The organism is Vibrio sp. 10N (assembly GCF_036245475.1).
Lineage (GTDB): Bacteria > Pseudomonadota > Gammaproteobacteria > Enterobacterales > Vibrionaceae > Vibrio.
The window spans coordinates 801,221-825,409 of the sequence record NZ_BTPM01000001.1 but is presented as its reverse complement, the minus strand read 5'-3'; the positions used below and the strand labels follow the sequence as shown (position 1 = coordinate 825,409).

The window sequence follows — 24,189 nt, the reverse complement described above, 5'->3', positions numbered from 1 at the left end:
GACAGTGTCGGAGCTTTTTGCTATTACCTTTTTACCACTACGTTGTTTTTGAGATTACGTTGTTTTTGAGATTACGTTGTTTTTGAGATTACATAGTTACGTTCAAAGAGAGGCCATCTGTCTGATTCACGTGATACCTCACACGAACCACCTGCCCTTTCTTATCACAGTCTTCCGTCCTTGAAAGCTTTCCTTTTCGAATCCAGATCGCCAGCATCGCATCCACACCATCCTCACTAAGAGCAAACTGCTTTGCTAAGTCCTGACGACTTACACCTGGGTTTTCTTCAATATGCGCTTTCAACTGGGACAGGATCATACCACTTGGATCTCCAACTCGGTCTGTTTCTTACTTTGGCTTTTAAGCAGCTTCCAGACGATGGCACAAATAGCCAAGATAGCGACAATCCACGCTGCGCTGGTCATTGGGTGCTGAGCAAAGTGAGTCACTTGGTAGTATAGCGTTGCGCCACCGTAGGCTAGACCCATAGTCCATACCGCAATAAAGCGCGCGTACTTTTGCCCAAACTCTTTCACGTAGGCGCCCATCGCTGCTACACAAGGTGTGTACAGCAAGATGAAGATAAGGTAAGCAAACGCGGCATTACTGGTAACAAAGTAGCCTTTAAGATTACCGAAGATAGACGTGTCTACTGCTTGCTCCTCTGCCACAGCAGTTGAATCAGACAAATCACCGACATCAACGCCCAGTGGATCGGAGTAGCTCAAGTCCGCAAGGTTTGCAGGGATAGATGCTACCGCTTCTTGTAGGCTAGCCACTAAATCGTACTCACCCTCTTCACCTTCACTTGAGGTGTAAAGGCTATTTAACGTGCCAACCACCGCTTCTTTAGCAAAGATACCCGTGATAATACCGACCGTTGCAGGCCAGTTGTCTTGCTGAATACCCATTGGCGCGAAGACTGGTGTAACAATTTGAGCAGCTTTAGACAGAACAGAATTTTCGCTGTCTTCGTTACCAAAGGTGCCATCAGTACCCACTGAGTTTAGAAAGCTTAGAATGGTGACAACCAAGACAATGGTTTTACCTGCACCTAATACGAAGCGCTTCAGTTTCTGCCATGTCTTAATCATAACGTTCTGGAACGTCGGCAGCTCGTAATCTGGCATCTCCATCACTAGGCTATCACTCGAACCTGGATAGATGGTGTGTTTAAGGACTAGGCCGGTAAAGACGGCAGCAACAATACCGAGTAGGTAAAGCGCAAATACAACATTCTGGCCACTTTCTGGGAAGAACGCCGCAGCAAACAGCGCGTAAACCGGAAGTCTAGCGCCACATGACATAAATGGCGCCATAGACGCAGCGAGCTTACGCTCACGCTCTTGGTCTAGTGTACGTGTCGCCATAATTGAAGGCACGTTACAACCGAAACCAAGAACCAGCGGTACAAACGCTTTACCCGGAAGGCCGATTTTTTGCATCACTTTATCAAGCACAAACGCTGCGCGGGACATGTAACCGGAACTCTCTAGTACCGCTAAGAATAGATAAAGCGCAGCGATAACTGGAATGAAAGTCGCAACGGTTTGGATACCGCCACCCACACCGTCAGCAATAAGGGTTACTAACCAAACCGGTAAGTGATCATCAAGAAGGTAGTGTCCACCATCAACCAATAACGCACCGACACCGATATCGAAGAAATCGATGAACGCGCTACCGATGTTAATAGAGAACATGAACATGAGATACATGACCACAAAGAAGAAAGGAACACCCACATATTTATTGAGAATGAAACCATCCACTTTTTCCGTAAAACTGCGACTTAATTTGCCTTCACTACGGCGCAGCTTTTTACACTGCTCATGCAAGAAAGTGTATTTGGTGTCAGCGACTTGCAGATCGATATCGAGACCACTTTGCTTACCCACCAACTCAATCTCGTCTCTTTGCTCAGAGCTTAACGCGTTAAGCACCATCACATCATTCTCGAGCGCACGAATAGCCAGAGCACGTGGGCTCACAGACTCAGCGGCAAATGTCGGCTCAACTTTTGCGATCGCCTGTTCCATCTCAGTGCCATAATTAATGGCAAGTGCGTCAAGGGTAAGTCCTTGAACGACTGTTTTATGCAAACGCTCTTTTAACGCACGAACCTGATCTCTGTCTGTGGCCGACAGAGTAAGTACAGGGCAACCCAGCGCCTGCTCTAGACCGACTACATCCAGCTTTAGACGCTCTCTCTTCAGTGCGTCCATTTTATTTAAGACTACAACCATTGGGCGGCCAAGCTCACGAAGCTGCAATGTCATATAGAGACTGCGCTCAAGACTTGTCGCATCGACAACATTAATAATTAAATCCGCTGGGTGTGTAAGCACTGCACGTGAGGCAATAGATTCATCGATACTGTTGCCATCATTACCACTATCTAGCGCATAGATACCCGGTAAGTCAGTCAGCTCAAACTGGTCACCGGCGTGGCTATATTGGCCTGTTTTTTTCTCAACAGTAACACCGGCCCAGTTGCCAACTTGCTGTTTAGCGCCCGTCAGACCATTAAACAAGGTCGTTTTACCGCTATTTGGGTTACCGACAGTCAGAATGGTGTAGTTCATGACAATGACTCCACTTCGATAGATTGTGCAATGGCCTGACGAACGGCTAACGATACACCACGCACTTCAATTTGCAGTGGATCGCCCATAGGAGCACGGCGAATCACTTTTACTTCTGTATCTGGTAATAACCCCATTACCATCAATTTCTTACGGACATCATTGGAGAGCCCCGTCAACGCAGTGATTTTACCACTGCTTCCGATGTTCAAATCAGCAAGCTTCATTCTATTCACCCAAACTATGATTGGTAATGAGAAATATTAACATTAACAGTCATTTTAAAGGCGTAACCTTATTTTCCGCTTTGCGTTATGTCAATTTAAACCGAATTGCAAACGTATTATTTGTCAAAATATGTCCGTCAATTACGTCAAAATGTCGAGTAGAACTCTACCTTGGTGACAAAACAATGACATAGATTGAATCTGAATAAATATAAAATCATTAAAATACAACAACTTATTAAACCATCTATAAAATGGCGCGATCTTCATGGTAAGTTGCCGTTATTTTTATAAGGAAATTAAGTCGAATTACTTATAGTTAATCCCAACAGAGCAACCTGCTCCTGTTAATCGAAATTCCAGAGGTGATGTGGGCGACCACATCACTCCGGCAGCAAGCGAAGGTGTCATTGACACCCGCGGTATGGTCCCCCGGCTATGCCGCGATTTTTTTTGTCTGCTCCAAACTGCCTCACAATCCCATCACTGCAAATTGTAAATATTTTTCCCTCACGACATAATTTATAGCTAAGTAGCCTCCGCTACATATTCTGCTCGGAAAAGGAATGGGTCTATGTTGACGTTAAATGGTGATGTGGGAGAAAGTTTTGGCCACTGGAAAATGGGCAGCGATGACGCTCTCATCCCGCTATTGGATATGGCGAACATTGCTTGTGGTTTCCACGCCTCAGATCCCCAACATATGTCAAGAACCGTCGCATTATGTCTAAAACATAATGTCACTATTGGCGCCCACCCAGGTTACCCTGATCTACAAGGTTTTGGTCGACGTTCTATCGCTATGGAAGAAAGTGCGATTACGGAATCGATTTTGTATCAGGTTGGTGCTTTACAAGCGATTACCCAACACCACGGTGGTACGGTCAGCTATATCAAACCTCATGGCGCACTTTACAATGACATGATGTCATCTCCCGCAGTATTTACCGCCATATTGTCTGCTGCACATTCCTTGGCGCTGCCTTTGATGATATTGGCGACCAATGAGCATCAACAGTATGATGATTTAGCCGCAGAAGTTGGAGTCCCGCTCATCCTGGAAGGCTTTGCCGATCGCCGTTATTTAAACTCGGGTTTATTAGCTCCACGAAGTCTAGACAACGCAGTTCTTCATCAACAAGATGAAATTTTAGCCCAAGCTGACGCATTTATTGGCCATGCCCCTATCGAAACCATAGATAAGCAGCCACTGACCCTTTATATCGACACACTTTGTGTTCATGGCGACAATCAAGCTTCGATTAACGTGGCAAAGGCTCTACGTACTCGCATCTCCAACGCAACAGCCAAAGGAGAGAGCCAATAATGATTAAGCCTGCTATACATTCTGTTGGTGAGTCAGCGATTCTGCTTGAGTTTGGTCATGCTATTGACTTGGAGCTGCCTGCTATCATTGGCCAATATGCGTCCGTCATAGAGCGAGCATTTTCCAGCACTATCACCAACTGTACACCTTCATACACGACGTTACTTATCGAGTTTCACCCTCTTTCCTGCTCTCCAGAAGCGCTCACGGAATACATTCAAAACATTGACCTTAACTCTCTGCCATCACACAACCACCTTAAACCCATCACGCTTCCCACCTATTACGCTTCAGAAGTCGCGCCCGACTTAGCATCACTCGCCAAGCGCCATTCGCTTTCGGTAGAAGAAGTGATCACCCTCCATTGCCGCTCAACCTATACGGTTTGTGCTATTGGTTTTGCTCCCGGCTTCGCCTTTCTGGCTGAACTGCCCAAAGCGCTGCACACTCCAAGACATCAAACCCCTCGAACTCGGGTGCCCAAAGGGAGTGTCGGCATTGCCAACAATCAAACCGCCGTGTATCCCAGCGACACACCAGGTGGCTGGCAAATCATAGGAAACTGCCCACTGACTTTGTTTGATCGGTCCGCTCCAGAAAAGTCATTACTTCGTATTGGAGACAAAGTGCAGTTCGAGCCCATCGATCGAAGCACCTTTTTAACCTTAGGAGGTGAGCTATGAGCGCTCTTGTCGTGATTAACAATGGTCACCATGTAACAACACAAGATTTAGGTCGCCGCAATGCGTCACGATATGGGCTAACTCAAGGTGGCGCTGCTGACTGGCATGCACATTGTTGGGGACAAAAATTGCTGGGAAATCCGATGACCGCGACCAGTTTAGAGATCTTGCTTGGGCGCGTGAAGTTTCGTGCCCAGCGCGATCTGGTTTTAGCGCTAACTGGTGCCGATTGCCATGCTGAAATACACGCACGTTTCGCAGCTGATCCTATTGAAAACTGGCGTGTTTTTTCTTTAAAGGAAGGGCAAGAGTTACACCTTAAGGTACCTCGAAGCGGCTGTCGAACTTACTTATCCGTGGCGAGTGGATTCGATGTCGAACCTTTCATGGGCAGCAGTTCAACCGTAGAACGTGACGGCGTAGGAGGGATTGCTCCAGGCCAACCTCTCTCTTGTGGTGATAAGCTAAACATCAATAGAAGTGAGCGGCTACATCAGAGCGTTGAGGCAAACCATCATCCAATGCCTAGATGTGCTATCCCTCGTTATGTCGGAGAGCGCACCTTACACCTGCTCCCCTGTTTTCAGTTCGAACAAATTGAACCCTTGCTGAGAAACAAGCTGCTAGAACAAAGCTATACTGTTTCGGCAAACAGCAACCGTATGGGGATCCGACTTGAATCCAGCGATAGCAGCATTGCTAACCACTGTCAGCATCTGCCTTCATTGATATCAGAAGGTATTGTAACCGGATCGGTGCAAGTGCCACCCGACGGTAATCCAATCCTCATGCTCTGTGACCATCAAACATTAGGTGGCTATCAAAAACTTGGGGTGATTGCCTTCCGTGATTTATCGATTGCAGCACAGCTAAGACCAGGTGAAAAGCTTCGCTTTAAGCTAAGCCCTGCACCACTTGAGCGACTTAAGCAACAAGCCTTCTATCGACATTTTTCGCTATAACCATGCTGCCTAGTCGCTGTCACTCATGTCCATCATGGCAAACTTAGATGGCGGGACACCGAAATAGACCTTAAAGCGCTGAGAGAAGTATGACGGGTCATTAAAGCCACAAGCAAACGCGACTTCCGAGACTTTCTCACCTTGAAGCAACATTTCGCACGCTTTCTCCATACGCACATCGGTCAAATAGTCAGTAAAGGTACAGTCAAACTGAGACTTGAAGCGTCTTTGGAAGCTCCTCTCAGAAATAAACAGTGCTTTCGCAGCCGATGCAGTGCTTAGCTCGGCATCGTGATATTGCTCTGCCACCAGTTGGGTGACTTGTCGCTTCCATTGCTCATGTTTATCTGGTTTTACATCCGGCATCTCTTTTTCCGTCACTAAGCTGACAAGTTGCCTATCGACGTCTTGTGACCGCTGAACAGGCGTGGATGGCGATCCCGATTGTGAAGGCTGAATTGATAGCATCCACCGCAATGTAAGACGATTGATGTTGCCGCGCTCCACTGGTTGAAGCTCCCCACCAGAACGATGTATATGAGCAGGTAAACTCGACGGACTGAAGTCGAGTTGACTCTCTTTTCCATCAAATGATTGCGGCGAGTTCTGCGAATTGAAGTTCGGTAACGGTAGTCCGTTGTCCTCGAAAGTAACATTGAGCTTACTGGCGTCATCGTCAACGATGATACTAATCACTTGTCCTCGCACCATTCTTCGCAGCGCGTTGGCAATAATAGAGTTGAAAATAATATCCAGATTGCAGGTGTCCAATACAACGTTATCGCTGCTCGCTAGCATTTTTAAATCAACTTTAATACCGTAGCTGTCCAGCTCTTTTCGCCAAGCTTCGACGGTAAAATTCAAAATACTCGACACTGAACAAACGAGAGGATAAGAGCTTTGCTCATCAAAAATGGCTTTCACATTGTCCAACCCATCAAAACTGGAGACAGAACCTGGATTGCCATTGGATAAAGATTCCAATTTGAAGTTTGCGCTGTGCTGTGCCGCTTGCTCGACCAACTCTCGGATTAGCTGTTGACGAATTTTAAACGCCTTACGAAGCTGCTGGTTGTTCCCAACTAAAACCCGACTTTGATGTTGTAGCTGCTCAGTCTTTAGAGCGACTTGTGTTTTTAACGCGCGGTTCATAAAACGAATGCGTCGTGAACGCCAGTAAATGACCGCTCCGATAAGCAATAAACTACTGATGGTAAGTAAAAGGTAGAACATGCCCGTCATATACCAGGGCGTTCTCACTTGGTAGCTAAACGTAGTGATCTTGTCTAACGCTCGGTCCCCTTTTACCGCAACCTCAATGGTATGTAGCCCTGGTGTGGGTTTGTCGATATTAAGTTGAAAACCTTGCATATCTTGCCATTCGCCGTCGGAACTGCGATACACCAAACTATGCCCTTGAGCAGAAGGCCACAAGCTAAATTGAATGGCTACCGAATCACCATAGCCAACATCGGGCATCAGGTTCTGTATGTCTCCGAGGTGTCGTGCTGAGTTGTTAACAGACACTTGGGAGACCAGAACTGACGGTGTCGGCACAGGGTTGTCGAGGATACGTTCAGGCGCAAATTCGACAATGCCATAACGCGAGCCGATGACAATCAAGCGACTTTGGTCGCTATAAGCACAGCTGCCATTAATGAATTCGTTACTGATCACTCCATAAGGCGCACCAAGATGACTAACAATATCCCCTGAACGAGTATAAGCAGTAAGACCTGCAGAGCTGACCAGCCAAAACACACCTTCACTTTGGGTAACACACACAGGACGCGTACTATCTTGAAATAACTCCAACCTTTTAAACGACTTTTGTTGATCATCATACAAAAAGGCGCCATAACTGCTGGCAGCCCAAATACGGTGCTCATCGGCTACCAGCTCAGTAACGCTGCCAAATGGCTCACTATCACCGATGTAGCGACTGCGTCCCTCATCAATAATGTACAAGCCGTGATCGGTACCAACCAATGCCCTGTTGTCCGCCATGGCATAAATTTCAGTGACCTTAGCGGGTAAGTGTTCACTCACTACCCAGTCATCACCATAATCATTCACTCGTTCAGTCGTCACATTGAGACTGAGTAAACGTAAGCCATCACTGATCCAAAGCGTATCACCACTGCCTAAAGAGATGTGTTCGACTTGGGCAGGCATATTATCTATCGTTTGCCGCATTGCGGTGATTTGATAAGCGTCGAGGTCCAAGTGCATCAAACCTCGCGCCGTCGCAATCCACAAATTTTCGTCACGCTGCGCCAGTGAAGAGACTTTACCCCAGTAAATCATGGCAGACTCGCCATTTTCATCTACTGAATAGAGCGCGCTGCTGGTAATAACCCGGTAGCCACCCAGGGGGTTATCCATTACTTCAAGCTTCGGCTCAAGACGGTTGAGGTTTTCATCGATTGATACAGAAATACGTTCAAAGAACTTGCCGTACTCCGAGAAGTATCGGACGCCATTGTTGGTGGCAATCCACATTCCTAAAGCACCATCGGCTACCAAAGCATAGATTTTATCGCCCGCAAGTCCAAACTCGTCGTGAGGATTAAATTCGACTTGTTCAAGGGTAAGATCATCCTGCTCAAGCCAGTACAGCCCCTGCTCAGTACCAATCCAGAAATGGCTAGCAGTACTCTCTAAAGACAGAACATGCTGACCGAGAGGAAAAAAGGTTCTTAACGTTGGCTCATCGATTGGGTAGATCTCTACACCAGATTGATAGCCAATGACTAAACGATTTGAGTAAGGCTCAAGCAGCAATGTGGATATCGCGCCACGATGTACTGTACCGACATAATCCAACTCACCATGCTGCCATCGATAAAGGCCGACGTTTGTCCCAATATACCAAGTGCCGCGAGTTTCTATCGCTGCGGTAATTTCGACCCCAACACCACCATAAAAACGTTCAAACTCATCCATTGGGATGACCTCAAACTTTGAGGGATGATCATTGCCAAGGTAGACCTGGCTACCAGTCGCGAACCAAATATACTCGCCACCATGACCAAGTGATTGAATATGCTCAGTCAGTTTCGTGGTATAAATTTGGTTAATTTGACCAAGTGGTCGCTGCGAGAACAGTTTATTGGCTTTGGCGTACCAGAACTGTCCACGAAAAAACGTGACGTCATTGTCATCAAAAGAGAGGCTATCTAACTCGATAAATCGAGTGCCATCATAAAACCGCACACGATTGTGGACATCAATAGACCATAGCCCGCCTTCAACACCGGGAAACAATTGCTTCGCCGCAAGAAACTGTCCATTCGCTTGTAAAGACAAGGGATAAAAAACAGGTGGCAGTTCTTTACTCACCACTAACTGAGGCATGAGTAATAGAAAAAATACGCAGAGCTGAAAATAACGACTGATTGCCTGACTCGCACGCACACCAGAACTCATTGCTTTAGAGCAAGCAGTGACAACAGAGCAGTGTGAAAGAGAAAAAGAATACGTCAAAAGCAACCCAGTTAATTTGCGGCGATAATTATCGTAAATTTACTGGATTTATCTGGGTTATGAAAGGAAAAAGGTGAAACTAACCATCTAAATGACTCATCGATCACAGGCAAAACCCAAGTGAACACCAATGAAATACTCGATATTCATATTGAGTTTCGCCCGTTCAGAGTTTATTGTGCCAAGCAATCGTTAAAGCTGTAAGCCATTGATTTTATGAACGTAAAGTAACTTCCATCTTCAACTACGATGTCGCTACCTAATGGGTCAAGCTGCCCAACTTTGGTACCCGTCCCTCGGGTCACAGAGTTCACAACCGCTGGCGTGAATTGCGGCTCCGCAAACACACACTTGACCTGCTGTTCACGCAAGGTGGTTTTTATTGAAATCAATGTCTTAGCACCAGGTTTACGCTCAGGACTCACGGTAAAGTGGCCTAGGTTGTTCAGAGCAAAAAACTCTTCATAGTAGCCATATGCGTCATGGAACACATAGTAACCTTGGCTTTTAATCGGACCAAGCATCGTCTGGACTTCGTTGATCGTTTGATCAAGTTTAGCTTCAAAAGTCTTCAGCTTGTCTTGATAAGCCGCTTGATTGTCTGGGTCAATCGTTTGAAGCTTGGCAGAAATCGTACGCGCGACCTGGCGGCTTTGCTCAGGCCCCAACCACACGTGTGGATCGTAACTGCCGTGGTCGTGACCTTCATGCCCATGATCATCGCCGTCGCCACCAAACTCCCTTAGAGCAAGACCTTCAATATCTTGTATTGCGAGTGAGTTAGGGTTGCCTTCTACTGACTTAGCCAGAAAGCTTTCTAGATCATCACCAAACCACACCACGACATCACTACCGCGGATTTTTTTCACATCTGACGGCTTAAGCGCATAGTCATGAGGAGAAGCGTTCGCGTTCAGAATCGACGAGGTAGACTGCCCTTCAATGATCAACTCATGGGAGATCATCTCAAAAGGCTTTATACTATTCAGCACTTGCAACGCTTGCGCTTGAAACGAAAGCAGCGAAGTAAGGGCTACAACTGGAATGTAACGATACATGGGGCTTAAAAATCCTTCTGGCTTGGAATAGTTCAAGATGTTACATTATAACACGACGTAATTGCAAATGAGTTCTATTCATGTCCGAACTGATTACACTCGACCAAGTCTCGGTTGAGTTCAGTAAACGTAAGGTTCTAGATAACATTAGCCTAACCATTAGCCGCGGGGAGATTTTAACTCTCATCGGCCCAAATGGTGCTGGCAAATCAACCTTAGTCAAAGTCATTCTTGGGTTACAAAAACGCTACAAAGGCGCGATTCGCCGAGCAAACAAACTCAGGGTTGGCTATGTTCCTCAAAAGCTTAAGCTCAACGATTCTTTACCATTGAACGTCGAGCGCTTTCTTGCACTTGCAGGAAAATACAGTGCCCAAGAGCGGCTAGACGCCCTGAAACTGGTCGGTGCCGAGCATCTAATTTCCAGTAATATGCACCAGTTATCTGGCGGCGAAACTCAGCGCGTGCTGCTTGCGCGCGCTCTACTGCATCGACCTGATATTCTGGTTCTTGATGAGCCAGCGCAAGGAGTCGATGTTCAAGGCCAAATCGATCTGTACGAGCTTATCGATACACTAAGGCATCGATTCAACTGCGCAGTATTTATGGTTTCTCACGACCTGCATTTAGTCATGGCTAAGTCAGATAATGTCATCTGTCTTCACCATCATATTTGCTGCCAGGGAACGCCACAGACTGTCAGTCGCCACCCTTCGTATATGGCGCTATTTGGCAGTGCGACCCAAGAAACACTGGCCTTCTATCAACATCAGCACGTCCATCATCATCATGACTTAGCAGGCGATCCTGTAGAAGGCAGTGCTGCACAATGTTCACATCATAAACATGGGCACTCGCATCATGATTGAGTTTTTGCTTCCATCCATTATCGCTGGCATCGGTATCGCTCTAATTGCCGGCCCACTCGGCTCTTTCGTGGTTTGGCGCAGAATGGCGTACTTTGGCGATACACTCGCTCACGCCTCACTGATGGGGCTGGCACTCGGGTTCTTGTTTGATATCAACCTCTACCTTGCTCTAGTCATCTGTTGCATGGCCTTGGCTGTCATTCTCGTTACTTTGCAAAAACAACAGCTTGTTGCCACCGACACACTACTTGGCATCCTTGCACACAGTGCTCTGTCGCTCGGCTTAGTGGCGGTGAGTTTCTTAGACAATGTGCGCGTTGACCTGATGAGTTACTTATTTGGCGACCTATTAGCGGTGTCTCCGACCGACCTGATCTACATTTATGCGGGTGTTACCCTAATCGGCGCTCTGCTATTTGTATTTTGGCGACCACTACTTTCTACAACGGTTAACGAAGATCTTGCCGCTGTCGAAGGCGTGAATGTCGACTTAATGCGTTTGGTCATCATGCTTATGGTTGGTTTAGTGATTGCGCTCGGTATGAAATTTGTCGGGGCGCTTATCATGACCTCACTACTTATCATCCCAGCAGCGACCGCACGTAAGTTTACCACCACGCCGGAGCAAATGGCCTTCACGGCCTCTGCAATCGGTATTATCTCGGTATTCTGCGGCCTAAGTCTGTCTTGGTTCTATGACACTCCAGCTGGACCATCAGTGGTGATTAGCGCAGCAGGCTTTTTCTTGCTCGCCCAGCTCGTTCCATCACGTGACTAGACTTTAGCTAACCCAAACAAAAAAGCTCCGATCGTTAGACCGGAGCTTTTGTTTAAATACAAACGGTTAATGTCGAGTCATTACCAACCAGTAATTTCTCGTAGACCTTTACCGATGTCAGCAAGGCTCTTCACTGTCTTAACACCCGCAGCCTCTAGTGCAGCGAACTTGTCTTCTGCAGTGCCTTTACCACCAGAGATAATCGCACCAGCGTGACCCATACGCTTACCTGGAGGCGCTGTCACACCTGCGATGTAAGAGACAACCGGCTTAGTGACGTTTTCTTTGATAAACGCCGCAGCTTCTTCTTCCGCAGTACCACCGATCTCACCAATCATAACGATCGCTTCAGTCTCAGGATCTTGCTCGAACAACTTCAGAATATCGATGAAGTTTGAACCTGGGATTGGGTCACCACCGATACCAACACATGTAGACTGACCAAAGCCTTCATCTGTTGTTTGCTTAACCGCTTCGTATGTCAGCGTACCTGAGCGAGATACGATGCCCACTTTACCTTTCTTGTGGATATGACCAGGCATGATACCGATCTTACACTCGTCAGGAGTGATAACGCCTGGACAGTTTGGACCAATCATCACAACACCAGCTTCATCTAGACGCACTTTAACGTCTAGAAGATCAAGTGTAGGAATACCTTCAGTGATAGTAACGATAAGCTTGATACCCGCATCAATCGCTTCAAGAATCGCATCTTTACAGAAAGGTGCTGGAACATAGATAACTGACGCTGTTGCACCTGTCTCTTCAACCGCTTCGCGTACCGTGTTGAACACCGGCAAACCAAGGTGAGTTTGACCACCTTTGCCAGGAGAAACGCCGCCGACCATTTGTGTGCCGTAAGCGATCGCTTGCTCTGAGTGGAACGTACCTTGACCACCAGTGAAGCCTTGGCAGATAACTTTTGTATCTTTATTAATTAGTACAGACATTATTTGCCCTCCGCTGCAGCAACTACTTTTTCCGCTGCTTCTGTTAGCGAGCTTGCAGCAATAATATTAAGACCACTTTCCGCGAGTTTTTGTGAGCCTAGAGGCGCATTGTTACCTTCTAGACGAACCACAACCGGTACTTCAACACCGACCTCTTCAACCGCACCAATGATGCCGTCTGCAATTAGGTCACAACGTACGATACCACCGAAGATATTAACCAGTACGGCTTTCACGTTGCTGTCCGATAGAATGATCTTGAACGCTTCTGTTACACGTTCCTTAGTTGCGCCACCACCTACATCAAGGAAGTTTGCAGGTTGACCACCGTGTAGGTTTACGATGTCCATTGTACCCATTGCAAGGCCCGCACCGTTTACCATACAGCCGATGTTGCCATCTAGTGCAACGTAGTTAAGTTCCCACTGCGCTGCATGCGCTTCACGCTCATCTTCTTGAGACGGATCGTGCATTTCACGAAGTTTAGGCTGGCGGTAGAGTGCGTTTGAATCGATGTTAATTTTACCATCAAGACATAAAAGATTGCCTTCGCCTGTAATAACCAGTGGGTTGATCTCTAGCAGTGCAAGGTCGTACTGGGCAAACATGTTGCCTAGACCCATGAAGATTTTTACAAACTGCTTAATTTGGTCGCCTTCAAGACCTAGCTTGAACGCAAGCTCACGGCCTTGGTAAGCCTGTGGGCCAACAAGTGGATCAATCGCCGCTTTATGAATCAGCTCCGGCGTTTCTTCCGCCACTTTTTCAATCTCAACACCACCTTCTGTTGATGCCATAAACACGATACGACGTGTTGCGCGGTCAACCACTGCACCAAGGTACAGCTCGTTAGCGATGTTAGATGCTTCTTCAACTAGGATTTTAGTCACTGGTTGACCATTCGCATCTGTTTGGTAAGTCACTAGGTTTTTACCTAGCCACTTCTGAGCAAATTCTTTTACACCATCTTTGGTGTCGTGAAGTTCCACACCGCCCGCTTTACCGCGGCCACCAGCGTGAACCTGACATTTAACTACTTTCTTTTCAGTACTGATACGACCAGCAGCTTCGAACGCTTCCTGTGGGGTGTCACATGCGTAGCCTTCTGGTACAGGCAATCCGAATTCTGCAAACAGCTGTTTGGCTTGATATTCATGCAAATTCATTGTGCGATTCCATTTGTTATATCCCTGAGGGATTTTTTATTTCCATATACCGAGAGTCGGTAATACGTCTGTAGGAGTACTCGTTAGAGTCGCCTCTTAAGGGCTTACTAAGGAGCTAGACGTTGAGCTAGTCTAGCTCCATTTATTTTGGACGTCTATACATCCAAAACAAAAAGCAACGCTTGGTTACACATCCAGTAGCAAGCGTGCTGGGTCTTCCAGTAGTTCTTTGATAGTCACTAAGAAGCCTACTGATTCACGACCATCGATCAAACGGTGGTCGTAGGATAGTGCTAGATACATCATTGGTAGGATCTCTACCTTGCCATCAACCGCCATTGGACGCTCTTGGATCTTATGCATACCCAAGATAGCCGCTTGTGGTGGGTTAATGATTGGCGTAGACATCAATGAGCCGAACACGCCACCGTTCGTGATGGTGAAGTTACCACCCGTTAACTCTTCAACGGTTAGTTTGCCATCACGACCTTTGATCGCGAGTTCTTTGATGCCTTTCTCGATATCAGCAAAACCCAGTGAATCACAATCTTTCAGGACTGGAGTTACCAAGCCGCGTGGCGTTGAAACCGCCATGCTGATATCAAAATAGTTGTGGTAGACGATGTCATCACCGTCGATAGACGCATTTACCTCTGGGAAACGTTTTAGCGCTTCCGTCACAGCTTTCACGTAGAAAGACATGAAACCAAGGCGAGTACCATGACGCTCTTCGAACTGATCTTTGTACTGTTTACGAAGATCCATGATTGGCTTCATGTTCACTTCGTTAAACGTGGTTAGCATTGCTGTGCTGTTCTTAGCCTCAAGTAGACGCTCAGCAACACGCTTACGTAGACGAGTCATAGGCACACGTTTCTGGCTGCGTGCCAGTACTGGAGTCACCGGAGCATCCGCTTCCGCCTTCGGAGCCGCTTTCGCTGCCGCCAAGTGTGCTTCAATGTCTTCACGAGTAATACGACCGCCAACACCCGTGCCTTTCACGTCTGCTGCCGTTAAGTCGTTCTCAGCCAACAAGCGACGAACCGCTGGGCTCAGTGCGTCATTTGACTCTTCAGTCAGTGCCGCTTTGTGACGCTTGTCTGGAGAAGCTTCGGTAGATTCCGTAGTGTCTGTTGTTGGTTCACCTGCAACAGCACCTGGCTTAAGCTTAGCAATCAGCTGTTTAGACAGAACTGTTGCGCCTTCTTCTTGGACAATCTCCTCAAGAACACCTTCTTCTGGTGCTGGTACTTCAAGCACAACTTTATCGGTTTCGATATCAACGATAACTTCATCACGCGCTACCGCTTCGCCTGGTTTCTTGTGCCAAGTTGCAACTGTCGCGTCTGCAACTGATTCAGGTAAGTCTGGAACCAGAATTTCAATAGTCATATCTGTTTCTTCCTTTTTTCTTCTAGTTCTTAATCTAGGGTCAACGCGTCAGAAATTAACGCTTTCTGTTGTTTCAAGTGTACCGACATATAACCAACTGCCGGTGATGCAGATGCTGGTCGACCAGCGTATTTCAAGTCAGCGCCCGCAGGAATAGCCGCGCGGAAGTTGTGTTGACTTGAATACCAAGCGCCTTGGTTTTGAGGCTCTTCCTGACACCAAATGAAATCTTGAGCATTGGTGTATTCAGCAATCTTGGCTTTTACATCATCCAATGGGAATGGATACAGCTGTTCAATACGCACAATAGCAACGTCCTCTTGGTCGTTGTTGCGACGTTGCTCGAGTAGGTCGAAATAGACTTTACCTGAGCAGAACACCACGCGTTTGACGTTTTCTGGTTTCAGATCATCAATCTCACCAATCGCCGGTTCAAACGTACCTTCAGACAAATCTTCAATGCTAGAGACACACAGTGGATGTCTTAGCAACGATTTTGGCGACATAACGATAAGCGGACGACGCATCGGGCGAACCACCTGACGACGGATCATGTGATAAACCTGAGCTGGTGTAGACGGGATCACCACCTGCATGTTTTGCTCAGCACACAATTGGAGGTAACGCTCCAAGCGAGCCGATGAGTGCTCTGGACCTTGACCTTCATAACCGTGTGGTAACAGCATCGTTAGGCCACATAGACGGCCCCACTTCTGCTCACCAGATGAGATAAACTGGTCAATAACCACTTGAGCACCGTTAGCAAAGTCACCAAACTGCGCTTCCCAAATAGTTAAACCACTTGGTTCAGCTGTCGCATAGCCATATTCAAACGCCAATACCGCTTCTTCAGATAGTACGGAGTCGAATACTTGGAACGGACCTTGTTTATCATGAAGGTTACAAAGTGGGATATAGGTACTCGCGTCTTCTTGGTTATGCAGCACTGAGTGGCGGTGGAAGAACGTACCACGACCAGAGTCCTGCCCTGAGATTCGAATACGTTTACCGTCATCAAGCAAGGTCGCGTAGGCCAGAGTTTCGGCCATACCCCAGTCAATCAGCTTTTCACCGTTCATCATCGCCGCACGGTCGTTGTACAGCTTGTTAACTCGGCTTTGCAGCTTGTGGCTTTCTGGATACTGACCAAGCTTATTACCAAGACCGACAAGACGGTCGGTGCCAACTTGGCCTCCCCACTCTTCATCCCAGTCACGGCCGAGATATGGCGACCAGTCGACTGAGTGCAGTGCCATAGGACGCCACTCTCTACACACGACTTCGCCACGATCGAGTGCATCACGATACTCATTGATCATCTGCGTCGCAGTTTCAATATCGCTTTCATCACGCTCAATCAAGACATCCGCATACAATTTGCGAGGCGTCGGGTGTTTTTTGATCTTTTGGTACATCAAAGGCTGAGTCGCATTTGGCTCATCCGCTTCGTTATGACCATGGCGACGGTAACAAACCAGATCAATCACCACATCTTTACCAAACTCGTTACGGAAATCGAGCGCGATTTGCGTAACAAAAGCAACGGCTTCTGGGTCATCGGCATTGACGTGGAAAATTGGTGCCTGAACCATCTTAGCGATGTCGGTACAGTACATGGTTGAACGAGTATCGCGAGGGTTTGAAGTGGTAAAACCAACTTGGTTATTGACCACAATACGAATCGTACCGCCAACCTTAAAGCCGCGAGCTTGCGACATATTAAAGGTCTCTTGTACCACACCCTGACCCGCAATGGCTGAGTCACCATGAATCGTAATTGGCAGTACCATGCTACCGTCTTTGTCGCCTAAGCGATCTTGACGAGCACGTACTGAGCCGATAACTACTGGGTTTACAATCTCTAGGTGAGATGGGTTAAATGCCAATGCTAAATGCACATCACCACCTGGTGTTGCAAAGTCGGCAGAGAAGCCTTGGTGATATTTCACATCACCCGTGCCCCAAGTCTCATCGTGTTTGCCCGCAAACTCATCGAACAAGTCCTGTGGTTTTTTACCCAAGACATTGACCAACATGTTTAAACGACCACGGTGCGCCATACCAATCACCACTTCACGCATGCCTTGGCTACCAGCATGGCGAATCAGTTCTTTGGTCATTGGGATTAGCGCGTCACCACCTTCTAGAGAGAAACGCTTTGCACCTGGGAATTTCGCGCCAAGATAACGCTCAAGACCTTCTGCTGCAGTCAGCTCTTCTAGGAAAGTGTGTTTATGTTCGATATCAAAGGAAGGTTGGCCAACCACAGACTCTAAACGCTGCTGAATCCAACGTTTTTGAGCGGTGTTTGTCATGTGCATGTATTCTGCACCGATTGAGCCACAGTAGGTTTTTTGAAGAGCTTTATGAAGATCACGAAGCGTCATGCTGTCTTGGCCAATCGCAAAAGAGCCGACATTGAACGTTTCGTCTAAATCATCTTCCGTCAACGAGTGGAACGCAGGCTCCAACTCATCAACCGTTGGGCGTTTCCATAAACCTAGAGGGTCCAGGTTTGCAGCTTGATGCCCGCGGAAGCGGTAAGCATTGATAAGCTGTAGGACTTTTACTTGTTTTGCATCGACCTCGGGGTCACTTACTTGAGCACTTGAATGCTTTGTTTCTTGAGCGAGTCGTCGGAAGTAATCACGGACACGTGAATGCGGCTGTTCCACCACATCAGGCTGCACAGGCAGCCCATCAAATACACGTCTCCACTCCTCACTTACCTGATCGGGATCACTTAGATACAGTTCGTAGAGATCTTCTACGTACGTTGCATTGGCGCCTGCCAAGTGTGAAGACTCGAGCCATGCCTTCATCACACCATTGTGCATATTTTCCCTTAACCAGTAGTTTTCACGTATGCTTCGGTCTACGCCGAGCTATAAGAAGCCGACTCTCCGGGACGTCGAGTCGGCAATTTTTATTTGTTATTACACCGAACGATTCACAAGCATTGATTTGATATGACCAATGGCTTTCGTTGGGTTGAGTCCCTTAGGACATACACTGACACAGTTCATGATGCCGTGACAACGGAAAACACTAAACGCATCATCAAGATTTGATAAGCGTTCATCCGTTGCGGTATCACGACTATCAATCAGCCAGCGATACGCAGCGAGAAGACCTGCAGGTCCAATAAACTTGTCTGGGTTCCACCAGAAAGATGGACAAGACGTCGTACAACACGCACACATGATGCACTCATACAGTCCATCAAGGTGAGCACGTTCTTCAGGCATTTGCAGGTTTTCACGCGACGGTGGCACATTTCCATCTGAGATAAGAAATGGCTTAACTTTCGCGTAGTTATCATAAAACTGAGTCATGTCGACAATCAAGTCTCGAACCACCGGAAGTCCCGGTAATGGTCGAATGACAATCTTGCCACCCTCAAGCGCTGATAGCGGTGTTATACAGGCAAGGCCATTTTTGCCATTCATGTTCAAGCCATCAGAGCCACACACACCTTCACGGCAAGAGCGACGGAACGAAATTGTTGGGTCTTGCTCTTTCAATAGTATTAGAGCATCAAGCACCATCATGTCCGACCCTTCATCCACCTCTAAGGTGTAGTCTTTCATGTAGGGTTTGTTATCTACATCCGGATTGTAACGGTAAAGAGAGAAATTAAGTTTCATAGTATTGTCCTCCCTTTAGTACGTACGTGCTTTCGGCGGGAAAGCTTCACGGTGAACAGGGGTCATGTTGACATCACGCTTCGACATCTGCTCAGTTTCAGGGTTGTAGATTGAGTGACATAGCCAGTTCTCATCATCACGCTCTGGGTAATCAAAGCGAGCGTGAGCACCGCGACTCTCGGTACGGTAGTTTGCTGCGACTGCAGTCGAGAAGGCTGTTTCCATCAAATTATCAAGCTCTAGACACTCTACACGCTGAGTGTTGAACTCTTTCGACTTGTCTGCAAGATGCGCTTCTTTCAAGCGGTCACGAATCACTTTTAGCTCTTCTAGACCGGTTGCCATCGCATCACCTTCACGGAATACCGAGAAGCTGTTTTGCATACAGGTTTGCAGATCTTTACGGATTTGAGCTGGGTCTTCACCCGATGCACTGTTCTCCCAACGCATGGTACGAGCCAGTGAAGCTTCAATGTCTGACTCAGTTGCTGGGCGAGCTTCCGTTTGCGCAGCCAGCGTCTCACCTAGGTGAAGACCGGTTGCACGACCAAACACGACAAGGTCAAGTAGCGAGTTACCACCTAGACGGTTCGCACCGTGTACAGATACAGAAGCAATTTCACCACAAGCGAATAGACCTTGAACTTCCAGATCGTTGCCTGAAGCGTCTTGTTTGATCGCTTGACCAGACACCTGAGTCGGTACACCACCCATCATATAGTGACAGGTTGGGATAACTGGGATTGGCTCTTTCACTGGGTCAACGTGTGCGAATGTACGAGACAGCTCACAAATACCAGGTAGGCGAGACTCAAGAACGTCTTTACCTAGGTGATCCATCTTAAGCTTGATGTGTGGACCCCAAGGGCCATCACAACCGCGACCTTCACGAATTTCGATCATCATTGAGCGCGCAACCACATCACGACCCGCAAGGTCTTTCGCGTTTGGCGCATAACGCTCCATAAAGCGCTCGCCATCTTTATTAAGAAGATAACCACCTTCACCACGACAACCTTCAGTAACAAGTACACCTGCGCCAGCAATACCCGTTGGGTGGAACTGCCACATTTCCATATCTTGCATAGGTACACCAGCACGAAGGGCCATGCCGACGCCGTCACCTGTATTAATATGAGCATTGGTTGTGGAAGCGTAAATACGACCAGCACCACCAGTTGCAAGAATGGTTGCTTTGGCTTTGAAATAGCAAATCTCGCCAGTTTCCATACACAAGGCGGTACAACCTAGTACAGCACCGTCTTGGTTCTTAACCATATCAAGCGCATACCACTCAGAGAAAATCGTGGTCTTGTGCTTAATATTTTGCTGATAAAGAGTATGCAAAAGCGCGTGACCTGTACGGTCCGCTGCGGCTGCCGTACGAGCGGCCTGCTCACCACCAAACTCTTTAGACTGGCCACCAAATGGACGCTGATAAATCGAACCGTTCTCGAAACGAGAAAATGGTAAGCCCATTTTTTCTAATTCGATGACCGACTTAGGACCATTTTTACACATATATTCGATAGCGTTTTGGTCACCGATATAATCAGATCCTTTGACAGTGTCATACATATGCCACTGCCAGTTATCTTTATGAGAGTTGCCCAATGCCACTGTGATACCGCCTTGCGCCGATACCGTATGTGAACGAGTTGGGAACACTTTTGAAAGCAAAGCACAAGAGAGGCCTTGCTCAGAAATTTGCAGTGCAGCGCGCATGCCTGCACCACCAGCGCCGATTACTACGGCGTCAAACTCACGAACTGGAATAGACACTTACGCACCCCACAGAATAAAGAAACCAGAGAAGAAATAACCAAGCAACACAGCGACAATGCCTAGTTGTAGAACACCACGTAACATAGTGTGCTTGATGTAGTCTGTAAGAACTTGCCATAGACCAATCCATGCGTGGATCAGTACAGAGACCAATGCCAACATGGTGAACACTTTAGTGAAAGTACCACCAAAGAAATTAGTCCACGATACGTAGGAAATATCCCCTGCAAAAGCGCAGAAGCTCACGAGATAAATCGTGTATAAAGTCATAATGATGGCGGTAGCACGAATCAAAAGATAATCGTGGACGCCGTTACGACCAAAAGTTGAAACGTTGTTTACCATACCAATACTCCAGCCAGCAGAGACAGGATGCCTGTCACGATGAAGGCAACCTTGGCACTTTTCGCGCCCGATTCGAGCTCTTCAAAGTAACCTAAGTCCATAATCAAGTGGCGAACACCACCCACGATGTGATACGCAAGTGCTGTCAAAATGCCCCAAAGAATAAATTTGACGAAAAAGCCGTCGACGATGTCGGCCGCCTCGACAAACCCTACTGGGGACGAGAGTGATTTGGCTAATAACCAAAGGAGAATACCGATCGACACAAACGTTATCACACCAGACACACGGTGCAGGATAGACGCGATTGCAGTGATCGGAAAGCGAATTGTCTGTAAATCTAGATTAACAGGTCTGGACTTTCTTTCTTTCACGGGCTTGCTCACTCAGCTCCATTGAGCATTTATTGTTATGAATATTTTTTGGTCTGTAAGCCTCAAAAGTTAACATAAACTTAACAAAAATTTCGTGTTACAAGGGAGATAATTGTTGCAACAATGTTAACAAATGAGAATCCAAAACCACCTCACTTCGGTTTGTATACTCGATTTTTAAAGGCTAGGACCAACAATTTCACCGCAACTATACGGTTGGCAACATTCTAATACAATTGATGTAACAAAATATGCTACACAGAACAGATTTTTAACCATTTTTCTATAAAAAATCATAACAAGTGCACACAACATCGTATAAAAATTGACTTTGCCCCCGAAGCAAAGTAAAAAATTGGCACACAAACATCCTGGACGGATTAAATAATAAACAAAGGAGATTGTTATGGCAGATAAGAAAGCGACCCTTCACATTGAAGGTCAAGCGCCAATCGAGCTGCCGATTATGGAAGGTTCTATCGGACCAGAAGTAGTCGATGTTCGTAAGCTTGGAGCGAATGGTTACTTTACATTTGACCCGGGTTTTCTTGCCACTGCATCTTGTGAATCTCAAATCACTTATATCGACGGCGGCAAAGGTGTTTTGCTACACCGTGGCTTCCCTATCGATCAGTTAGCTAACAATGCAGACTACCTTGAAGTGTGCTACATCCTTCTTGTTGGCGAAGCCCCATCACGTGAAGAATATGAAGAGTTCAAGCAAATTGTTACTCGTCACACTATGGTTCACGAGCAAATCGCGAGTTTCTTCCACGGTTTCCGTCGCGACGCTCACCCAATGGCCGTTATGTGTGGTGTAGTCGGTGCACTTGCAGCCTTCTATCACGACTCCCTCGATATCAACAATGACTCACACCGTGAAATTGCGGCTTACCGCCTAATTTCTAAGATGCCAACCCTTGCAGCTATGTGCTACAAGTATTCTATCGGTCAACCATTCATCTACCCACGCAACGACCTAACGTATGCGGAGAACTTCCTACACATGATGTTCGCAAACCCTTGCGAAGAGTACGAAGTAAACCCTATCGTTGCGCGTGCAATGGACAAGATCTTTACCCTACACGCAGACCACGAGCAAAATGCTTCAACGTCAACGGTACGTCTAGCAGGCTCATCTGGCGCTAACCCGTTTGCATGTATTGCAGCAGGTATCGCGTCGCTATGGGGGCCTGCACACGGCGGTGCAAACGAAGCGTGTTTGCGTATGCTTGAAGAGATTGGTTCTGTAGACAAGATCCCTGAGTTCATCGAACGAGCGAAGGACAAAGACGACCCATTCCGCCTAATGGGCTTTGGTCACCGTGTTTACAAGAACTACGATCCACGTGCAACCGTTATGCGTGAAGCGTGCCACGATGTACTGAAAGAGCTCAACATTCAAGATCCACTACTAGATGTAGCAATGGAACTTGAGCGTATCGCTCTATCGGACGAGTACTTCGTAGAGAAGAAACTGTATCCAAACGTAGACTTCTACTCAGGTATCATTCTTAAAGCGATTGGTATCCCTGTGTCTATGTTCACCGTTATCTTTGCTATGTCTCGTACTGTGGGTTGGATTGCTCACTGGAACGAAATGCACAGCGATCCAGATAACCGTATCGGTCGTCCACGCCAGCTATACACAGGTCAAGCTATGCGTGACTTCAAACCGCTACACGAGCGCGAATAACGATAAACACAACATCAAAAAGCAAAAGAGCAGCCTAGGCTGCTCTTTTTTTATCGATTCATCGTTAGACCGGATTATCGATGTCCTTAAACTCAACATCGAGCCCATGCTCTTTAGCCAACCATTCGCCCAACGCTTTAATTCCATAACGCTCGGTTGCATGATGCCCTGCGGCAAAGTAGTGAATATTCAGTTCGCGCGCTGTGTAGGTCGTGCGCTCCGAGATTTCTCCCGAAATAAACGCATCCAAGCCTTTTGACGCAGCAAGCTCAATGTAGTCTTGACCACCACCTGTACACCAGCCAACGGTTTCAATCAGCTTCTCCGCCATATCAGGCGCGATATGCAAAGGCTCACGATTCAACGTTTTGGCAATCTTAGCTGCAAACTCAGCGCCAGTCATCGGCGTCGCCAATTTGCCGAACATCGCCACAGACTGAGGGTGTCCCTCAAGGCCATCAATGACTTCAATATCAAGCAATTGCGCTAATCTAGCGTTGTTACCTAGCTCCGGGTGGATATCAAGTGGCAGGTGGTAGCCAAATAGGTTCACGTCGTTTTTAATAAGAGTACGAATGCGCTTACCCTTCATTCCGCGAATAGGCTCCGGCTCACCCTTCCAGAAATAGCCATGATGAACCAATACGGCATCCGCTCCGACACTCACAGCGTAATCAATAAGCGCTTGTGATGCGGTGACACCGGTAATCACTTTTTTGATATCACTCGCACCTTCGACTTGAAGTCCATTTGGGCTGTAATCTTTAATCAGTTGCGGTGAGAGTTTTTCATTGAGGATAGCTTCAAGCTTTAGGTTATTCATGGCACTTCCTGAGCAAATTCTTGATTTCCGTG

The 24,189-nt window shown here is 47.1% G+C and carries 20 protein-coding genes; 6 read left to right on the top strand and 14 right to left on the bottom strand.

Annotated elements, in window-relative coordinates; genetic code table 11:
- Window positions 1-88 precede the first annotated feature (88 nt).
- The 3 genes from AAA946_RS03925 to AAA946_RS03915 are packed head-to-tail and all read right to left on the bottom strand — an operon-like array spanning window position 89 to window position 2,813.
- Window positions 89-319 carry a FeoC-like transcriptional regulator gene (locus AAA946_RS03925; RefSeq protein ID WP_338163707.1) on the bottom strand — a complete coding sequence of 77 codons (231 nt, stop codon included), beginning with the start codon at window positions 317-319 and terminating at the stop codon, window positions 89-91.
- Complete coding sequence (gene feoB / locus AAA946_RS03920; RefSeq protein WP_338163706.1) at window positions 316-2,586, bottom strand: Fe(2+) transporter permease subunit FeoB; 2,271 nt, start codon at window positions 2,584-2,586, stop codon at window positions 316-318. The genes AAA946_RS03925 and feoB overlap by 4 nt, the downstream gene beginning before the upstream one ends.
- Window positions 2,583-2,813, bottom strand: a complete 231-nt coding sequence (locus AAA946_RS03915) for a FeoA family protein (protein WP_338163705.1) — start codon at window positions 2,811-2,813, stop codon at window positions 2,583-2,585. Before AAA946_RS03915 ends, feoB begins: the two co-directional genes overlap by 4 nt.
- 574 nt (window positions 2,814-3,387) lie before the next feature.
- Here AAA946_RS03915 and AAA946_RS03910 point away from each other — a divergent pair.
- From AAA946_RS03910 to AAA946_RS03900, 3 genes are read left to right on the top strand one after another with little or no spacing between them, the layout of a single operon-like run.
- Window positions 3,388-4,140, top strand: a complete 753-nt coding sequence (locus AAA946_RS03910; RefSeq protein WP_338163704.1) for a 5-oxoprolinase subunit PxpA — start codon at window positions 3,388-3,390, stop codon at window positions 4,138-4,140.
- Window positions 4,140-4,823 (top strand): 5-oxoprolinase subunit PxpB, encoded by a 684-nt coding sequence (gene pxpB / locus AAA946_RS03905; protein WP_338163703.1) that lies wholly within the window; start codon window positions 4,140-4,142, stop codon window positions 4,821-4,823. The genes AAA946_RS03910 and pxpB overlap by 1 nt, the downstream gene beginning before the upstream one ends.
- Window positions 4,820-5,785 carry a 5-oxoprolinase subunit C family protein gene (locus AAA946_RS03900; RefSeq protein WP_338163702.1) on the top strand — a complete coding sequence of 322 codons (966 nt, stop codon included), beginning with the start codon at window positions 4,820-4,822 and terminating at the stop codon, window positions 5,783-5,785. Before pxpB ends, AAA946_RS03900 begins: the two co-directional genes overlap by 4 nt.
- A 9-nt stretch (window positions 5,786-5,794) precedes the next feature.
- Here AAA946_RS03900 and AAA946_RS03895 read toward each other — a convergent pair whose 3' ends face one another.
- Both AAA946_RS03895 and znuA read right to left on the bottom strand, forming a co-directional pair.
- On the bottom strand, window positions 5,795-9,202 hold the full coding sequence (locus tag AAA946_RS03895) for a helix-turn-helix domain-containing protein (protein ID WP_338163701.1): 3,408 nt from the start codon (window positions 9,200-9,202) through the stop codon (window positions 5,795-5,797).
- A 242-nt stretch (window positions 9,203-9,444) separates the two neighbouring features.
- A complete protein-coding gene (gene znuA, locus AAA946_RS03890; RefSeq protein WP_338163700.1) occupies window positions 9,445-10,329 on the bottom strand; it encodes a zinc ABC transporter substrate-binding protein ZnuA in 885 nt (294 codons plus the stop codon).
- 80 nt (window positions 10,330-10,409) lie between these two features.
- Here znuA and znuC point away from each other — a divergent pair, with 80 nt between their 5' ends.
- Together znuC and znuB are read left to right on the top strand one after the other, a co-directional pair.
- Window positions 10,410-11,198: a zinc ABC transporter ATP-binding protein ZnuC gene (znuC, locus tag AAA946_RS03885; protein ID WP_338163699.1), complete on the top strand. Its 789-nt coding sequence runs from the start codon at window positions 10,410-10,412 to the stop codon at window positions 11,196-11,198.
- On the top strand, window positions 11,191-11,976 hold the full coding sequence (gene znuB / locus AAA946_RS03880; protein WP_338163698.1) for a zinc ABC transporter permease subunit ZnuB: 786 nt from the start codon (window positions 11,191-11,193) through the stop codon (window positions 11,974-11,976). The genes znuC and znuB overlap by 8 nt, the downstream gene beginning before the upstream one ends.
- Window positions 11,977-12,056: 80 nt before the next feature.
- Here znuB and sucD read toward each other — a convergent pair whose 3' ends face one another.
- From sucD to sdhC, 8 genes are all read right to left on the bottom strand, one after another.
- Window positions 12,057-12,929, bottom strand: a complete 873-nt coding sequence (gene sucD / locus AAA946_RS03875) for a succinate--CoA ligase subunit alpha (protein WP_234494376.1) — start codon at window positions 12,927-12,929, stop codon at window positions 12,057-12,059.
- A complete protein-coding gene (gene sucC, locus AAA946_RS03870; RefSeq protein WP_042476405.1) occupies window positions 12,929-14,095 on the bottom strand; it encodes an ADP-forming succinate--CoA ligase subunit beta in 1,167 nt (388 codons plus the stop codon). The genes sucD and sucC overlap by 1 nt, the downstream gene beginning before the upstream one ends.
- A gap of 186 nt (window positions 14,096-14,281) precedes the next feature.
- Complete coding sequence (gene odhB, locus AAA946_RS03865) at window positions 14,282-15,487, bottom strand: 2-oxoglutarate dehydrogenase complex dihydrolipoyllysine-residue succinyltransferase (protein WP_338163697.1); 1,206 nt, start codon at window positions 15,485-15,487, stop codon at window positions 14,282-14,284.
- A gap of 29 nt (window positions 15,488-15,516) precedes the next feature.
- On the bottom strand, window positions 15,517-18,324 hold the full coding sequence (gene sucA / locus AAA946_RS03860) for a 2-oxoglutarate dehydrogenase E1 component (protein ID WP_338163696.1): 2,808 nt from the start codon (window positions 18,322-18,324) through the stop codon (window positions 15,517-15,519).
- A gap of 99 nt (window positions 18,325-18,423) precedes the next feature.
- Window positions 18,424-19,134 carry a succinate dehydrogenase iron-sulfur subunit gene (locus AAA946_RS03855; RefSeq protein ID WP_338163695.1) on the bottom strand — a complete coding sequence of 237 codons (711 nt, stop codon included), beginning with the start codon at window positions 19,132-19,134 and terminating at the stop codon, window positions 18,424-18,426.
- A 15-nt stretch (window positions 19,135-19,149) separates the two neighbouring features.
- The gene (gene sdhA, locus AAA946_RS03850; protein WP_338163694.1) at window positions 19,150-20,916 is read right to left on the bottom strand and encodes a succinate dehydrogenase flavoprotein subunit; all 1,767 of its coding nucleotides are present in this window, start codon (window positions 20,914-20,916) and stop codon (window positions 19,150-19,152) included.
- A complete protein-coding gene (gene sdhD, locus AAA946_RS03845; RefSeq protein ID WP_112461227.1) occupies window positions 20,917-21,264 on the bottom strand; it encodes a succinate dehydrogenase, hydrophobic membrane anchor protein in 348 nt (115 codons plus the stop codon).
- Window positions 21,258-21,650: a succinate dehydrogenase cytochrome b556 subunit gene (gene sdhC / locus AAA946_RS03840; protein WP_112461226.1), complete on the bottom strand. Its 393-nt coding sequence runs from the start codon at window positions 21,648-21,650 to the stop codon at window positions 21,258-21,260. Before sdhC ends, sdhD begins: the two co-directional genes overlap by 7 nt.
- A 394-nt stretch (window positions 21,651-22,044) precedes the next feature.
- Here sdhC and AAA946_RS03835 point away from each other — a divergent pair, with 394 nt between their 5' ends.
- Window positions 22,045-23,334 carry a citrate synthase gene (locus AAA946_RS03835; protein WP_338163693.1) on the top strand — a complete coding sequence of 430 codons (1,290 nt, stop codon included), beginning with the start codon at window positions 22,045-22,047 and terminating at the stop codon, window positions 23,332-23,334.
- A gap of 64 nt (window positions 23,335-23,398) precedes the next feature.
- On the opposite strand, the gene AAA946_RS03830 is transcribed toward AAA946_RS03835, so the two are convergent.
- The gene (locus AAA946_RS03830; RefSeq protein WP_338163692.1) at window positions 23,399-24,157 is read right to left on the bottom strand and encodes a Nif3-like dinuclear metal center hexameric protein; all 759 of its coding nucleotides are present in this window, start codon (window positions 24,155-24,157) and stop codon (window positions 23,399-23,401) included.
- Window positions 24,158-24,189 lie beyond the last annotated feature (32 nt).

Coding starts and splice junctions, on each gene's coding strand:
- AAA946_RS03925 (WP_338163707.1), bottom strand. CDS start 319: ATGATCCTGTCCCAGTTGAAAGCGCATATTGAAGAAAACCCAGGTGTA.
- feoB (WP_338163706.1), bottom strand. CDS start 2,586: ATGAACTACACCATTCTGACTGTCGGTAACCCAAATAGCGGTAAAACG.
- AAA946_RS03915 (WP_338163705.1), bottom strand. CDS start 2,813: ATGAAGCTTGCTGATTTGAACATCGGAAGCAGTGGTAAAATCACTGCG.
- AAA946_RS03910 (WP_338163704.1), top strand. CDS start 3,388: ATGTTGACGTTAAATGGTGATGTGGGAGAAAGTTTTGGCCACTGGAAA.
- pxpB (WP_338163703.1), top strand. CDS start 4,140: ATGATTAAGCCTGCTATACATTCTGTTGGTGAGTCAGCGATTCTGCTT.
- AAA946_RS03900 (WP_338163702.1), top strand. CDS start 4,820: ATGAGCGCTCTTGTCGTGATTAACAATGGTCACCATGTAACAACACAA.
- znuA (WP_338163700.1), bottom strand. CDS start 10,329: ATGTATCGTTACATTCCAGTTGTAGCCCTTACTTCGCTGCTTTCGTTT.
- znuC (WP_338163699.1), top strand. CDS start 10,410: ATGTCCGAACTGATTACACTCGACCAAGTCTCGGTTGAGTTCAGTAAA.
- znuB (WP_338163698.1), top strand. CDS start 11,191: ATGATTGAGTTTTTGCTTCCATCCATTATCGCTGGCATCGGTATCGCT.
- sucD (WP_234494376.1), bottom strand. CDS start 12,929: ATGTCTGTACTAATTAATAAAGATACAAAAGTTATCTGCCAAGGCTTC.
- sucC (WP_042476405.1), bottom strand. CDS start 14,095: ATGAATTTGCATGAATATCAAGCCAAACAGCTGTTTGCAGAATTCGGA.
- odhB (WP_338163697.1), bottom strand. CDS start 15,487: ATGACTATTGAAATTCTGGTTCCAGACTTACCTGAATCAGTTGCAGAC.
- sucA (WP_338163696.1), bottom strand. CDS start 18,324: ATGCACAATGGTGTGATGAAGGCATGGCTCGAGTCTTCACACTTGGCA.
- AAA946_RS03855 (WP_338163695.1), bottom strand. CDS start 19,134: ATGAAACTTAATTTCTCTCTTTACCGTTACAATCCGGATGTAGATAAC.
- sdhD (WP_112461227.1), bottom strand. CDS start 21,264: ATGGTAAACAACGTTTCAACTTTTGGTCGTAACGGCGTCCACGATTAT.
- AAA946_RS03835 (WP_338163693.1), top strand. CDS start 22,045: ATGGCAGATAAGAAAGCGACCCTTCACATTGAAGGTCAAGCGCCAATC.
- AAA946_RS03830 (WP_338163692.1), bottom strand. CDS start 24,157: ATGAATAACCTAAAGCTTGAAGCTATCCTCAATGAAAAACTCTCACCG.